This is a genomic window from uncultured Sphingorhabdus sp., assembly GCF_937872355.1.
Lineage (GTDB): Bacteria > Pseudomonadota > Alphaproteobacteria > Sphingomonadales > Sphingomonadaceae > Sphingorhabdus_B.
The window spans coordinates 1-13,604 of the sequence record NZ_CALMSV010000069.1 but is presented as its reverse complement, the minus strand read 5'-3'; the positions used below and the strand labels follow the sequence as shown (position 1 = coordinate 13,604).

Sequence of the window (13,604 nt, the reverse complement as noted above, 5' to 3'; positions counted from 1 at the left end):
AACTGGGCTGGAACGCATCGCCGACCGCGCAGGTGATCTTCGAGGATTTCCGTGTTCCGGTTGCCAACCGCGTCGGTGCGGAGGGTGATGGGTTCCGCTTTGCGATGGCGGGGCTTGATGGCGGTCGGCTCAACATCGGTGCCTGCTCGCTCGGCGGTGCGCAACGCTGCCTCGACGAAGCGGTCAAATATACCAAGGAACGCCAGCAATTCGGCCAGCCAGTTGCCGATTTTCAGAACACCCAGTTCATGCTCGCCGACATGGCGACCGATCTCGAAGCCGCACGCGCGCTGCTTTACATGGCGGCATGCAAGGTCAACGCTAACGCGCCTGACAAGAGCCGTTTCTCCGCCATGGCGAAGCGCCTCGCGACCGACAATGGCAGCGAGATCGTCAACAAGTCGCTGCAACTGTTTGGCGGCTATGGCTATTTGCGCGACTATCCGATCGAGCGTTTCTGGCGCGACCTGCGCGTCCACTCGATCTTGGAAGGTACCAATCAGGTGATGCGGATGATCGTCGGAAGGGATTTGTTACGCCAATGAAAATAGCTTTTATCGGTCTTGGCAATATGGGCGGCGGGATGGCCGCGAACCTTGTGAAGGCAGGGCATAGCGTAAACGCGTTCGATCTGTCGGAAGATGCTCTCGCGCGCGCGAAGGAAAATGGCTGCGCGACTTTCACCAGCGTGCGTGAAGCAGTGGCTGATGTGGAGGCAGTCGTCTCGATGCTACCCAATGGCAAAATTGTCGACAGCGTCTATGAAGGCGATGTCATCGGCCATGCACCTGCGGGCGCCATCCTGCTCGACTGTTCGACCATCGATGTCGCCACAGCGCGCAAGGTGACGGCGGATGCGACCGCAGCTGGCTATGAAATGGTCGATGCGCCGGTATCTGGCGGCATTGCGGCGGCCAATGGCGGTACGTTGACCTTCATGGTGGGCGGCACCGACAGCGCCTTTGGGCGCGCCGAGCCTATCCTTACCGCAATGGGTAAGGCGGTTATCCATGCAGGTGCATCGGGGGCAGGGCAGGCGGCGAAGATCTGCAACAACATGCTGCTCGGAGCATCTATGATCGCAACCTGTGAAGCGTTCATGCTGGCCGACAAACTCGGCCTCGATCTGCAGACTTTCTACGACATCTCCTCCAAGGCTTCGGGCCAAAATTGGTCGATGACCAGCTATTGCCCCGTTCCCGGCGTCGGCCCGCAATCACCAGCAGACAACGACTATCAAGGCGGCTTTGCCACTGCGCTGATGCTGAAGGATTTGAAACTGGCGATGGAGGCTGCTGCCTCGGTGAACGCCGACGTGCCGATGGGTGAAAAGGCCGCCGCGCTCTACGACGCCTTCGACAAGGCCGGGCAGGGCGGTCTCGATTTCTCGGCGATTATCAAGACGCTGTAAAAAGGGCGGCCAGTTGATGGCCGCCCGTTTCTATCTTAGATCCGTTCGATGATCACCGCCGGTGCCATGCCGCCAGCAGCGCACATCGTGATCAGGCCATAACGGCCGCCCGAACGTTCTAGTTCGTCCAATGCGGTTCCGATCAGGATCGAACCGGTGGCGCCGATCGGATGGCCGAGGGCGCAGGCACCGCCATTGATGTTCACCTTATCGCGATCAAGGTGCAGGTCACGGATGAACTTTTCAGCGACGACAGCAAAGGCTTCGTTGATTTCCCAAACGTCGATATCTTCGACTTTGAGGCCAGCCTTTTCGAGAACCTTCTTCGCCGCTGGAACCGGTGCGTTGAGCATCAGCGTCGGGCAGTCGCCGATATTGGCATAAGCGACGATGCGGCCGCGCGGCTTCAGGCCGTTTTTGTCCGCATATTCCTTTGAAGTGATCAGGAGCGCAGCGGCACCATCGACCACGCCCGAGCTGTTACCAGCATGGTGGAAATGCTCAATTTGCAATTCCGGATAGCGGCGGTTGATCTGCTTACGGAAGGTGTTGCCGCCTCCCAGATCGAAATCAGCCATTCCTGCAAAGCTGGGCTTCAGCGCCGCAAGGCCCTCTGCTGTGGTTTCCGGGCGGGGGAATTCTTCATGGTCCAGCGCGACCGTGCCGTCTTCATTGTACACAGTGACGACCGAACGGTCGAAACGGCCTTCGCGGATGGCGCGGGCTGCTTTTTCCTGGCTCGAAAGCGCAAGCGCATCGAGTTCTTCGCGGGTGATGCCCTCCATGCTGGCGATGGCGTCGCCGCAAATGCCTTGGTGGCTTTGCGGGTGGATCGCATCGAGCGCGGCGTTACCCGAACCCATGCCCAGCGGTTTAATGCCCGCATTTGCAAGCTCTGCGCCATAGGCAGCCGTGAAGCTCATCATTTCGGTGCCGCCTGCGATCACGCAGTCTTCCATACCCGACATGACGGTGGCTGCCGCGAGGTTCACCGAAGTGATACCGCCACCGCAGAAACGGTCGAGCGTGGTGCCCGATGCCGAGATATCATAGCCGGCGGCGAGGGCTGCCATACGGCCCATGTCGCCACCCTGCTTGCCATTCTGGCTCGAGGTTGACCAGATGATGTCGTCGACAGTCGAGGTGTCGAGATTGTTGCGATCCTTGATCGCCTTGAGCACGGTTGCGGCCAGATGCTGCGGGTGAAGATGCGAAAGCGCGCCCTTGCCGGGCTTGCCAACCCCGCGGGGGGTGCGGACGGCGTCGATGATATAGGCTTCTGCCATGGGATTATCCTTTCAGTTGAATTAGCGGGGTGCCATGCGGATCGCGCCGTCGAGGCGGAGGCATTGGCCGTTGAAATAAGTGTTGCGGTTGAGTTCGAGTACCAAGCTGCCAAATTCTTCAGGCTTGCCGAGGCGCTTGGGGAATGGCACCGATGCGGCGAGGCTATCGAGCACATTTTGCGGCGCACCGAGCATCAGCGGCGTTGCGAAAATGCCAGGCATGATAGAGTTGCAGCGAATGCCGAGATCCATGAGGTCGCGTGCCAGCGGCAGGACAAGTCCGTTCACGCCAGCCTTGGCCGATCCGTAGATTACCTGACCGATTTGCGCATCCTGTGCCGCCACCGATGCGGTCAAGGTGATGCAGCCGCGTTCGCCGTCTTCCATCGGTTCCAACTCGCTCATGCCGAGTGCCGACAAGGAGGCGAGACGATAGGAGGCGACAAGGATGCCCTCTACGCCAAATGCATAATCTTCGGTCGGAGTGCGCTTATATTTGCCGGTGGTCTTGTCGAACGACAAAGTCTTGCCGCGCTTCGATGTCATTGCGCAGTGAACGAGGATGCGTTCCTGCCCGTGCGCAGCGCGCGCCTTTTCAAAACCGTCAACAACGCTCTCTTCGCTGGTGATATCGACCTTGCAGAAAACGCCGCCGATCTTGGCCGCGATTTCCTCGCCTTGCGCTTCGTTGATATCGAAAATTGCCACCTTTGCGCCCGCAGCGGCCAATGCTTCCGCACTGGCCCGACCAAGGCCCGATGCACCGCCGGTAACGACCGCGGCGATATTGCTGTCGATCTTCACGTCCTTCTCCCGATTTCTGTCATTTATCGAATGACAGCAGAATAACCGAGAAATTTAATCGCGCAATTAAATTGAGTCTTCAGGCGCAAGTTTTTTGCTCCCGCGAGTGCGCAAATAAACGCGTTGCCGGGTTTCAAATCTAGATGCGGAATGGTGGTGAGCCCTGCTGGATTCGAACCAGCGACCTACTGATTAAAAGTCAGTTGCTCTACCGACTGAGCTAAGGGCCCATCGCGGCGCGGAAAATCCGGCGCACTCAGGAGCGCTCCCCCTAATGCGGGCTTTGCAAACGGTCAAGCGGCTTGGGGCGGTTTAAGCGATGAAAAAGTTGGCGAATGGTCAGGCCGGATACCGGGTCGCGCCAATCAGGCGCAATTTCCGTCGCCGGGCCGAGCACGAAGTTCCGTTCGCGCATTGAAACGTGCGGAATGGCAAGCACAGGGTGTTCGCCAGACCAGATCCCGCCAGACCATAAGAGGATATCGAGGTCGAGCGTACGCGCACGCCAGCGTTGACCAATGCGCCGACGGCCGAAATGGGTTTCGACCGAATGTAGGCGGCGCAACAATGCTGGCGGATCAAGGTGGCTGGAGATCAATGCAACCGCATTGGCGTAACGGCGCCTGGAGGCGCCTATCGCTGCGCTTTCGATGATTGAAGATTGCGCAAAAACATCAATATCCGGCATTTCGAGGGCTTCAATAGCCTGCTCGAGCATATTTCGCGGACTGCCTGCGAGTTCGTGACGCTGGTTTGAACCCAGCGCGATCAAATAGAGATGATTGGTATTCCCGGCCATATCCCCGCCTAGCGCCGATGCGCCGGGCGGGGAAGCGCAATCCAGGGCTGCTTATTCCCCCAGCAGTCCCGGAGCGTGAAAATCAGAAGTGGAAGTTCAACCCGACGCGGATCAGGTGCATATCCAGATCCTGCCGCAGGGTTTCGGTATAAGCGGGTGTCACAAAGGTGCTGCCCGGCAGATATCCGGTGACATAGCTGGTGCCACCTTGGTCGGTGTACGCATAGTCGAGGCGAGCCGAGACCGTGTCGCTGAATTTGTGTTCAACGCCGCCGCCGATAATGAATCCGTCCAGCGTCTTCTTGGTACTACCAGCCTTGTCGTATCCGCCGTTGGACGACATTGTTGCTGCGAATTCGGCTTTGGTCCACGCCCAGCCGCCGGATGCGTAGATCAGGGTCTTGTCCATGGCCACGCCGGCGCGAGCGCGCAGCGAGAACATATGTTTCGCGTCAACGCCATTGCCGAAATTATAGCTGAGCGACGGGAATGGGGTTGTCGGAACCAATCCGGTCGACCGGCTGTCATCGGCATTCAGGATGGTGAAGTCAGCCTCGGCGCCAAGGACGAAGTTTCCAGCGGTTTGGTAATTATAGCCCAACTGGCCGCCGAAGTTGAAACCTTCCGGTTTGCGGCTGTCCGCGAAAGTCGACGTCACATAATCGCGCAGCCCCTGCGATTCAGACGTCCATGTGTCGCTGAGGGCAACATCGGTGTCGGATGATCCGGTGCCATATCCAGCCTGGACGCCGACATAAGGGCCAGTCCAGTTGGAATCCTGCGCAAAGGCGGGGCTGGCGATCATGGCTGCAGCAGAAGCTGAGATGAGCGAAAATTTCTTCATGGCAAGTTCCTTCAATTGGTTCCAATTTCTCGGAAACATGTTGGTGCGACCCATGAATGTGAGGCCGGACAAAAGGCGTCGCGAAATCACGACGCCCCGTTAACGCGTAGAACCTTTCTGGATATTGTATGGAATCGACCTTGCCGACGATTTTGCGGCGCCTGTGGCAATAATGTAACAGAAGTTATAGCCGCCTAGCTGTCTTCGATCAGGCGGCCATAGAGTTGAGGCCTGCGGTCGCGGAAAAAGCCCATGCTGGCGCGGTGAAGGCGAGCCTGATTGAGATCGAAGCTCGCCAGAAGTATGCCCGTTTCGCGATCGTCCAGATCGCAAACAACATCACCCCATTCATTGGCGATGAAGCTGGTGCCATAAAATTTTTGCGCTGTACCTCCATGGTCGGATTCAGCGCCAACGCGGTTGGCGGCGACCACGGGCATACAGTTTGAGACCGCATGGCCGACCATTGCACGTCGCCACATATGACGGGTGTCCAACGTCGCATCCTGCGGTTCCGCCCCAATCGCGGTTGGATAGAACAGCAACTCCGCCCCCATAAGGGCCATGGCCCGCGCGCATTCGGGATACCATTGGTCCCAGCATATGCCGATGCCGATGCGGGTGCCGAAGACATCCCACACCTTGAAGCCGGTATTGCCGGGCCGGAAATAATATTTCTCCTGATAGCCGGGGCCATCGGGGATGTGGCTCTTGCGATAGGTGCCTAGGATTTCACCGTCGGCATCAATCATCGCCATCGTATTATAAAAATGTGAACCGTCGCGTTCGAAGAAACTGGTGGGGATGGCAACTTTAAGCTTTTTGGCCAGTTTCGCCATCGCTTGCACCGAGGGGTGTTCAAGCGTCGGTCTTGCAAGGGCAAAATGCGCCTCTTCCTGAGTTTTGCAGAAATAGGGGCCGGAGAAGAGTTCGGGCGGCAATATGATTTGCGCACCATCACTGGCAGCCTTCTCGACCAATCCAGAAACGGCTTCGATATTCTCGCTTTCACTGCCCTGCAGAGGCAGTTGGAGCGCGGCGACGGTGATAGTGCGCGTGGACATTCGCAATTACATCCGCTTCTTAAAGAGCAAGGTCATGCGGTCGCTTTCGCCGATCGCTTCATATTGGGCCTTGTCGACATCTTTGAGACGCAGCGCAGGCGGCAATGTCCATACGCCGTCGGGCCAGTTTGCGCTGTCTTTAGGGTTTGCGTTGATTTCGCTCTTCGCGACCAGTTCAAAGCCGTTCACTTCCATGAACTTGATGACATCAGCTTCGCGTAGATAGCCTTTATTGCCGTCGGCATAGCTATAGGGTGCATCGGCCTTGGCGCGGTGCTGCTCGATGCCGAGCAGGCCGTCATCCTTGAGCAGGTCGCGCATCCGCTTGATTTCCTGATCGGCCATGTTCCAGCGCTGCAGATTGTGCATCATGCGCATGACTATGATCCGGTCAAAGGTGCCTTTCGCGCCTTCTGGAATCGCATCAAGCGTGAAGGCTGCGTAGTCGGTTGCCGGACGACCGGTTACCTTTGCGACATCGTCGGGGAATTTCGCTGCCCCCGCCTTTACGCCTTCACGAGTCTTTTCATCGGCAAAAACGGTGGTGCTAAAATAGAGGCCGTTGAACTTACCCGGATCCATATAGCGGCCGAGAATGCGCGAAATCCACTCGCCGCCCGGCGCATATTCGCCGACCTTGTGATCGGGATGGATGCGGAAAAATTCAAAGGTCTCTGCGGGATGACGATATTTGTCGCGCTTGCTGTCTTCTGCGCGCGAGGGGTCGGCGAGAATTTTGGCCATCTTCTCTGTATGCGCCTTGTGCATCGCCGAATGCGATGCATCATGTTTGTGGCCGTGATTATCGGCAAATGCGGGCGCCGAAAGTGCGGTTGCTGCCAAAGCAAGGAATAGCTTCATTTTCATGGGGGAGGCCCTCTCTTCTGAATTTAATGCGCTAATTATGCGTCAACTCGCGCCGCAAGGGAATACAGTCAAACCGGCACTTGCTGGCTGGAGCAATGGAAGCTGCCTCCGCCGGTCAGCACTGCGTCTGCACGAAGGCCGACAAGCTTTCGATCAGGGAACAGCGGCTCCAATTCGGCCAGAGCAACTTCGTCATAACGGCTACCATATACAGGGACCACAACTGCGCTGTTGCCGATATAGAAGTTCATATAGCTCGCTGGCACTGCTTCGCCATCCTGCTCGAAACGGCCAACTGAGGGTAGGGGAGTGACTTTGCACCCAAAGGCTTCGGAGCGGCGGCGGGCATCGGCGTAAACTGCAGCATTGGGGTCATCGGCATCGCGCGCTTCGGGCAGCACAAGATGATTGGGGGCCACAAAGCGCGCCAAATTATCAACATGGCCGTCGGTATGGTCGTTTGCGAGGCCGTCGCCCAACCAAAGCAGACCATCGATACCAAGATCGCGGGCCAGCCGCGCTTCGATGGCTGCTCGGTCAAGGGTCGGATTACGGTTGGGATTGAGCAGGCAATCGACCGTGGTCACGGCCAATCCTTCGCCGTCGACGTCGATTGATCCGCCTTCAAGCACCCAATCACAATCGGTCACCGAAAAGCCAGCCGCTTCCGCCAGCTCACGCCCGATAGTCTGGTCACCGTCATAGTCGAAGCGATTACCCCAACCGTTAAAACCGAAGTTGCGCGCGACGCGGCCAGCGCCGCTTCCTGTGATGATGCAGCCGGTGTCGCGCAACCAAACATCGCCGATCAGCCGGTCTTCGACAATCACGTCTGCATCGCAAAGTTCGCGAGCCCGCGCGGTCGCGTCCACTCCTTTGGCGATCAGGTGCACCGTCTCGCCTTTGCCGCCGTCGTGAACAGCATTGGCAAAGGCGGCAATCTGGCGTTGTGCTTCGGCCAGCGGTTCACCCCAGGCGGCGGGATCGGACGGAAAGCCGATCCAGACGCGTTCATGTGGCGCCCATTCGGCAGGCATTCGAAAAGTCATGCAATATAATCCGGCTTGTTTGGCATGAAGCTGCCTGAAACGCGGATATGCGCGATTAAACCGTTCGCAACAAGGGGGCAGTTGCTAGCCGACTTTCATTGGCTGGCGCTGCCAATAGGTCAGCGAACGCCAAAGCCACTCAAATGGCCCGAAACGGAAATGACGGAGCCAAATCGGGCTCCAGATCAGCTCGGCGACCCAGATGGCAGCAACAATGATGTATAGTTCATGCCGTTCCAGCTTACCGAACAGCGCGAAACCAAAGCCGTAGAATAAAGTCACACAGATCAGAGTCTGTGCCAGATAATTGCTGAGTGCCATTTGCCCTGTAGCTGCCAAGGCACGTTGCAGGAACCCGAGTAGCCCACTTTTGATGAATAACAATATCAAGCCCAGATGGCCGCAGACCATGGCGAGCCGACTGAATTGATATGTGATATCTGCCGATTTGAATCCCATAACCTCAAAACCGGAGGCTAAGATCAGATTTAACTCGTAAAGCCCCAGTGGAACACCGATGCCATAGCCTGCCACCATCAAAGTCAGGTAAAAACGACGGCTGCGGCTTGCGGATAGGACGCCCAGTTTCAACAATCCCATGCCGATCAGCATGAAGGAAGACATGTCAAAGATCAGCCAGAAGGGGGCCTCGGTCCATTGGAATTGATAGCTGCTGTCGAACTGGCCGGTAACTGCCTGCCAATATCCGACATTGTGGATTTTGCGCACCGCCTTTGCGGCTTCCTCGGTCGGATAGAAATGTTCGCGCAAGCCATTCCAATCCTCAATCGCGCTTGCCTGTTCCTTGCTCAACTTTTGGCCAGCATCTTTAGCGGCCAGGGCGTCGTTAGCTGAGGCTTGCATCGTGGCAGCCTCCTGATAGCTCTGCGCTTGGAAACCGGCAGCGCCAAGCAAGAGAAGGGCAGCCAGAGCAAGTTGCCACTTTGCCGCAATCTTGCGGAAGGCAAAAAGCACGAAGCCGCACATCGCATAGGCAAAGAGAATTTCTCCATACCAAAGCAGCAGCGACCAGTGGATGAAGCCAAAGACCAGCATCCAGAACATTCGTCGGAAATAGATTTCTGCGGTATCCAGACCGGCGCCGCTTTGCTCCATCCGTTCGGTTAGCAACACAATGCTTGCACCAAACAGCAGCGAGAATATGCCGCGCATTGTGCCCTCGAACAGGATGGTCGTCGTTTGATACGTGGCCAGATTGATGCCCGTGCCCCCGCCATCGGCCAACGGATTGCCATAGGCGTGTGGCAGCAAGCCAAATCCGGTGATGTTCATCAACAGGATGCCGAGAACGGCCACGCCGCGCAATATATCGAGCGAGTCGATACGCGCTGCCTTTGTGACAGGTCGTAGCGCAGATTCAGTTTGTGCCTGTGTTGTCATGATTGCCTCCCCCGAAGCAGATCATGCCGCGCCAAGCTCTAGACCACGCAAGGCCTGCTTTTACGGCATCTTGCGAGGTTAGTTCAGATGGCTGTGTTTTACAAGCAGATAGACACTAGTTGACGCTACGTTTTCCTTGCATATCAAAGGATATAGCTGGTTGGTTCATTTTGCTTCCCGGCTTTTGTCGCGGATTGCACGGAACTCGTCACCTTCGACCCAATTGGGCCATGCGCTGGTCATCGCAAGCATCCGTCCGACGCGGTAATAAAGACGCAGGTCGGCCATCACACCTGACCAATCCCAGCTATCGTCAAATTCGTCACCGGGCGCGTGATAGCGATTCTCTTCATAGTCCTTCGCTGCCTTTTCGGCGGCTTCCTTGCCGCCATTGACCAGATCGTCTCCGCCCTCGAAATAGACCATTGGCACGCCCAGCTTGGCGAAGCTGAAATGGTCCGAACGATAATAGAAACCCTTTTCAGGAGTAGGCTCGCGATCAGGCGTGCGGCCTTCGATTTTCGCGGCGGCGTTCAGATAAGTGTCCAGTTCCGACTTGCCCATGCCGATAACGGTCAGGTTCTTGGCAGGACCCGACATCGAAAAAGCGTCCATGTTGACACCGCCGACGGTCTTCGCCAGCGGGTAGATCGGGTTCTCGGCATAATATTTGGAACCGAGCAGGCCGGACTCTTCGGCAGTCACCGCCAGGAAAACGATGCTGCGGTCTGGCGCACCGGCTTTCTTGTGCGCTTCTGCAAGCGCGACAAGAGCTGCAGTGCCAGTGGCGTTATCTACCGCGCCATTGCAGATTTCGTCGCCGTCAACGGGTGTGCAACGTCCAAGATGATCCCAATGCGCGGTGTAGAGCACATATTCGTCAGGACGCTTGGCGCCCTTCAATACGCCAACAATATTGCGGCTGTTTTTCTTCGAGATTGCATTTTCAAAGCTAACCCCAGCTTTCAGTCCGAGCGGGACAGCCTTGAAACCCTTGGTCTTTGCGGCGGCCATCGCCTTGGTCAAATCCTGCCCGCCAGCGGCCATGATCTTTGCTGCTACATCCTTTTGTACCCAGCCATTGGCCTTGGTCTGGTCAGAGCCAGCATTTTTGGATTGGGCGAGGAATTGCGGGCCGGTCCAGCTTGAATTGACGACATTCCAGCCATAGGCGGCGGGCTCGGTATCGTGCACGATTAGCGCCGCGGCGGCGCCTTGGCGCGCGGCTTCTTCGAACTTGTAAGTCCAGCGGCCATAATAGGTCATCGCTTTGCCGCCGAACGGCCCTTCCAAGCTTGATGTCTCAAAGTCTGGATCGTTGACAAGGATGAGGACGGTCTTGCCCTTTACATCGACTCCGGCATAGTCGTTCCAGCCCTTTTCAGGGGCGTTGATGCCGTAACCGACGAAGACAACATCGCTATCCTTGATGTCGATTTTCGGCTGTTCCTGATAGGTCCCGGCTACATATTCGGTGCCATAGGCAAAACTCATCGCCTTGCCGTCTTTACCGGTGACTGTGAGTGGTGAGAAATTCTTGGCTGCGATTTCGACCAGCGGCACGTCTTGTGTCCATCCGCCATCTTTACTGCTCGACGGGTTGCCCGGTTCGAGACCAGCGGCTTTGAACTTTTCGATCATCAGCGCGACGGTCTTTTCCTCACCCGCTGTGCCCGGCGCACGACCTTCGAAGGCATCGGATGAAAGCGTGCGGGTGATGTCCTTCATTGTCGCTTCCGACAAATCGGGGACCTCGACGTCGGGCAATTTGCCCGAACCGGCATCATCAATTTTTTTGCACCCCGAAAGGGCAAGCGCGGAAACCAGGGCGAGCGTCAAAAGGCGCATATCATTCTCCAGAAAACGAATTGCGCCGCTTCTGCCAGAGGCGGTGTGTGGGCTCAAACAAAAAAGGCGGCCCCATAACTGGAGCCGCCCCTCTGATTTTGTTGGCTTAAAGCTTAGAACTTCACGCCAATGCCAACGCCGGCGGCGTTCAGATCGGTGCCGTTCAGGAAGTAACGGCGATATTCGACCTTGCCGAACACCTTGTCGTTGAAGCTGTGCTGATAGCCGACACCCGCATTGATTTCTTCAATGTCGTTCACTTCATAACCGGCAGCGATGTACAGCTTGCCCTTTTCGCCAACCTTGGCGCCAAGGCGTCCGCCCAGATTGACCAGATCGGCACCGTCGAAATTGGTGTCATAGGACACTTCAGGGCCGACAAATGCGGTTTCACCGAGATCGATATCATAACCGGCAGCGACGCCAGCGAAGAAATCTTCGGAGCCACCGCCCCAACCGATTGCGCCACGGCCTTCGACGCGACCTTCGCCTGCAGCCATGGCAGGGGTTGCGATAACGGCAGCAGCAGCCGAAGCGAGAATGAGGAGTTTTTTCATTTTTATATCCTTGATTTTAGGGAGATAAACCACGTCAGTGGCTGACCCCTATGTAGGAAGCCAATTCTTGCTGGCCAATGAATGTTGCGTTGAAAAGTAAGATAACACCCAAAAAATGTTGTAATATTGCAACTAGTTTGAAGGGGATTTCGACGAACGGCTGTCGCTGGCGGACAAAAAAAAGAGCGGCCGAAGCCGCTCTTTCGAACATTTGCGATGGACCGCTGATTAACGCGAATAGAATTCGACGACCAGATTGGGTTCCATCTTCACCGGATAGGGTACTTCGTCGAGCGTCGGAACGCGGGTGAAGGTTACCTTGTCATTGCCATCGGGGCTGACATATTCCGGAATATCGCGTTCAGCGAGGCCCTGTGCTTCGATAACCAGCGCCATTTCCTTGGCCTTGTTGCCCAGGCTGATAACGCTGCCGACGTCGACCTGACGGCTGGCAATGTTGCACTTCACGCCGTTGACGCGAATGTGGCCGTGGCTGACGATCTGACGAGCCGCGAAGATAGTCGGTGCGAACTTGGCGCGATACACAATCATGTCCAGACGACGTTCAAGCAGACCGATGAGATTCTGCGAGGTATCGCCCTTCATGCGGTTCGCTTCCTGATAAGCGCGCTTGAACTGCTTTTCGGTGATGTCGCCATAATAGCCCTTAAGCTTCTGCTTGGCGCGGAGCTGGAGACCATAGTCGGAGATTTTGCCCTTGCGGCGCTGACCGTGCTGGCCGGGGCCATATTCGCGACGGTTGACTGGCGATTTGGGACGACCCCAGATATTTTCACCAAGACGACGATCAATTTTATACTTCGAATTCTGACGCTTCGACATGAGTCAAAGTCCTTTCAACTTGCTTCTATTTTCAGTCCCGGGTCGCACCACCAAGCCAATGTACCTGGTGCGGCCGCCACTTCACCGGGGTGTGGGGCCAATTGCGAAGGCGCGCCTATGGCGGGGAGTGTGGATAAAGTCAAGTATCGGCTCGACAGAAAGCGCGCCGAACCCTAATGGCGCGGGCCATGACAATAGAAACTTCTCCCCAAGGTATAAAAGACCCGGCGGACTGCGCCGATATGGCCGAAGTTCGCGCCGGTGTCGACGACGTCGATGCGCAGCTGGTTGAGCTTCTTGCCCGCCGCTTTGGTTATATGGACGCCGCCGCGCGCATCAAGCAGGATCGCGAGACGGTGCGCGACGAGGTGCGCAAAGCACAAGTTATCTCCAATGCACGCAAGGCTGCACTCGATCTGCGTATCCCGCAGGATGTCATCGCTGACATGTGGGAAACGCTGGTCGAAGGCTCGATTGCCTATGAATATGGCCGCTGGGACGCGTTACGCGTTTAATCGTTGCAGTCTCAGCGCTTGCGATCCTTGAAGGCGCTAAGCACCCCGCGCAAAGTACGGATTTCGAGACTGTTCCAGCCTGGCTTGGTCAGTAGATTACGCAAGGTTTGTTGCGTCACGCTCGTGCGTTCGGGCGGGAAGAAATAGTCGCGCTGTTCGAGCATATCAAACAGCTGCAGGATCATCCCGTCGAGCTCCGCCTGCGGGGCAGGAGGATCCAAATCAACCTTGGGCGGGCTTTCCAGCGTCTGGTGCTTGGACCATTCATACGCACATAGAATCACGGCTTGGGCGAGATTGAGCGACCCGAATTGCG

Annotated in this window: 14 protein-coding genes, 1 tRNA gene and 1 pseudogene; 3 read left to right on the top strand and 13 right to left on the bottom strand. The window is 56.8% G+C overall.

Annotation, left to right across the window (positions count from 1 at the left end; all coding sequences use genetic code 11):
- Together Q0239_RS03995 and mmsB are read left to right on the top strand one after the other, a co-directional pair.
- On the top strand, window positions 1-545 hold a 545-nt coding region (locus Q0239_RS03995; protein WP_298598773.1), incomplete at its 5' end, for an acyl-CoA dehydrogenase family protein.
- Window positions 542-1,411, top strand: a complete 870-nt coding sequence (gene mmsB, locus Q0239_RS03990; protein ID WP_298598770.1) for a 3-hydroxyisobutyrate dehydrogenase — start codon at window positions 542-544, stop codon at window positions 1,409-1,411. The genes Q0239_RS03995 and mmsB, both read left to right, overlap by 4 nt.
- A 35-nt stretch (window positions 1,412-1,446) precedes the next feature.
- Here mmsB and Q0239_RS03985 read toward each other — a convergent pair whose 3' ends face one another.
- The 12 genes from Q0239_RS03985 to rpsD form a co-directional block, all read right to left on the bottom strand.
- Window positions 1,447-2,697: an acetyl-CoA C-acetyltransferase gene (locus Q0239_RS03985; protein WP_298598767.1), complete on the bottom strand. Its 1,251-nt coding sequence runs from the start codon at window positions 2,695-2,697 to the stop codon at window positions 1,447-1,449.
- A gap of 21 nt (window positions 2,698-2,718) precedes the next feature.
- The gene (locus tag Q0239_RS03980; protein ID WP_298598764.1) at window positions 2,719-3,501 is read right to left on the bottom strand and encodes an SDR family oxidoreductase; all 783 of its coding nucleotides are present in this window, start codon (window positions 3,499-3,501) and stop codon (window positions 2,719-2,721) included.
- A 154-nt stretch (window positions 3,502-3,655) separates the two neighbouring features.
- Window positions 3,656-3,731 (bottom strand) — tRNA-Lys (locus tag Q0239_RS03975).
- Between the two features lie 41 nt (window positions 3,732-3,772).
- Window positions 3,773-4,300 (bottom strand): 2-amino-4-hydroxy-6-hydroxymethyldihydropteridine diphosphokinase, encoded by a 528-nt coding sequence (folK, locus tag Q0239_RS03970; protein WP_298598760.1) that lies wholly within the window; start codon window positions 4,298-4,300, stop codon window positions 3,773-3,775.
- A gap of 82 nt (window positions 4,301-4,382) precedes the next feature.
- The gene (locus tag Q0239_RS03965; protein ID WP_298598757.1) at window positions 4,383-5,144 is read right to left on the bottom strand and encodes an outer membrane beta-barrel protein; all 762 of its coding nucleotides are present in this window, start codon (window positions 5,142-5,144) and stop codon (window positions 4,383-4,385) included.
- 194 nt (window positions 5,145-5,338) lie between these two features.
- A complete protein-coding gene (gene aguB / locus Q0239_RS03960; protein ID WP_298598754.1) occupies window positions 5,339-6,208 on the bottom strand; it encodes an N-carbamoylputrescine amidase in 870 nt (289 codons plus the stop codon).
- 6 nt (window positions 6,209-6,214) lie between these two features.
- On the bottom strand, window positions 6,215-7,075 hold the full coding sequence (locus Q0239_RS03955; protein WP_367276067.1) for a class I SAM-dependent methyltransferase: 861 nt from the start codon (window positions 7,073-7,075) through the stop codon (window positions 6,215-6,217).
- Window positions 7,076-7,143: 68 nt separating this feature from the next.
- A complete protein-coding gene (locus tag Q0239_RS03950) occupies window positions 7,144-8,124 on the bottom strand; it encodes an agmatine deiminase family protein (protein ID WP_298598751.1) in 981 nt (326 codons plus the stop codon).
- An 84-nt stretch (window positions 8,125-8,208) separates the two neighbouring features.
- On the bottom strand, window positions 8,209-9,525 hold the full coding sequence (locus Q0239_RS03945) for a DUF418 domain-containing protein (RefSeq protein ID WP_298598748.1): 1,317 nt from the start codon (window positions 9,523-9,525) through the stop codon (window positions 8,209-8,211).
- A gap of 165 nt (window positions 9,526-9,690) precedes the next feature.
- Entirely contained in the window at window positions 9,691-11,373 is a 1,683-nt protein-coding gene (locus tag Q0239_RS03940; protein WP_298598744.1) for a M28 family metallopeptidase, read from the bottom strand.
- A 113-nt stretch (window positions 11,374-11,486) separates the two neighbouring features.
- Window positions 11,487-11,930: a hypothetical protein gene (locus tag Q0239_RS03935; protein WP_298598741.1), complete on the bottom strand. Its 444-nt coding sequence runs from the start codon at window positions 11,928-11,930 to the stop codon at window positions 11,487-11,489.
- A gap of 228 nt (window positions 11,931-12,158) precedes the next feature.
- A complete protein-coding gene (rpsD, locus tag Q0239_RS03930; RefSeq protein WP_115548184.1) occupies window positions 12,159-12,773 on the bottom strand; it encodes a 30S ribosomal protein S4 in 615 nt (204 codons plus the stop codon).
- 188 nt (window positions 12,774-12,961) lie between these two features.
- Between rpsD and Q0239_RS03925 the strand changes: the two genes are divergently transcribed.
- Window positions 12,962-13,288, top strand: coding sequence for a chorismate mutase (locus Q0239_RS03925; RefSeq protein WP_298598735.1), 327 nt, complete (start codon window positions 12,962-12,964; stop codon window positions 13,286-13,288).
- Window positions 13,289-13,299: 11 nt separating this feature from the next.
- Here Q0239_RS03925 and Q0239_RS03920 read toward each other — a convergent pair.
- Window positions 13,300-13,604, bottom strand: a pseudogene (locus Q0239_RS03920) (RNA methyltransferase); the annotation flags it as partial.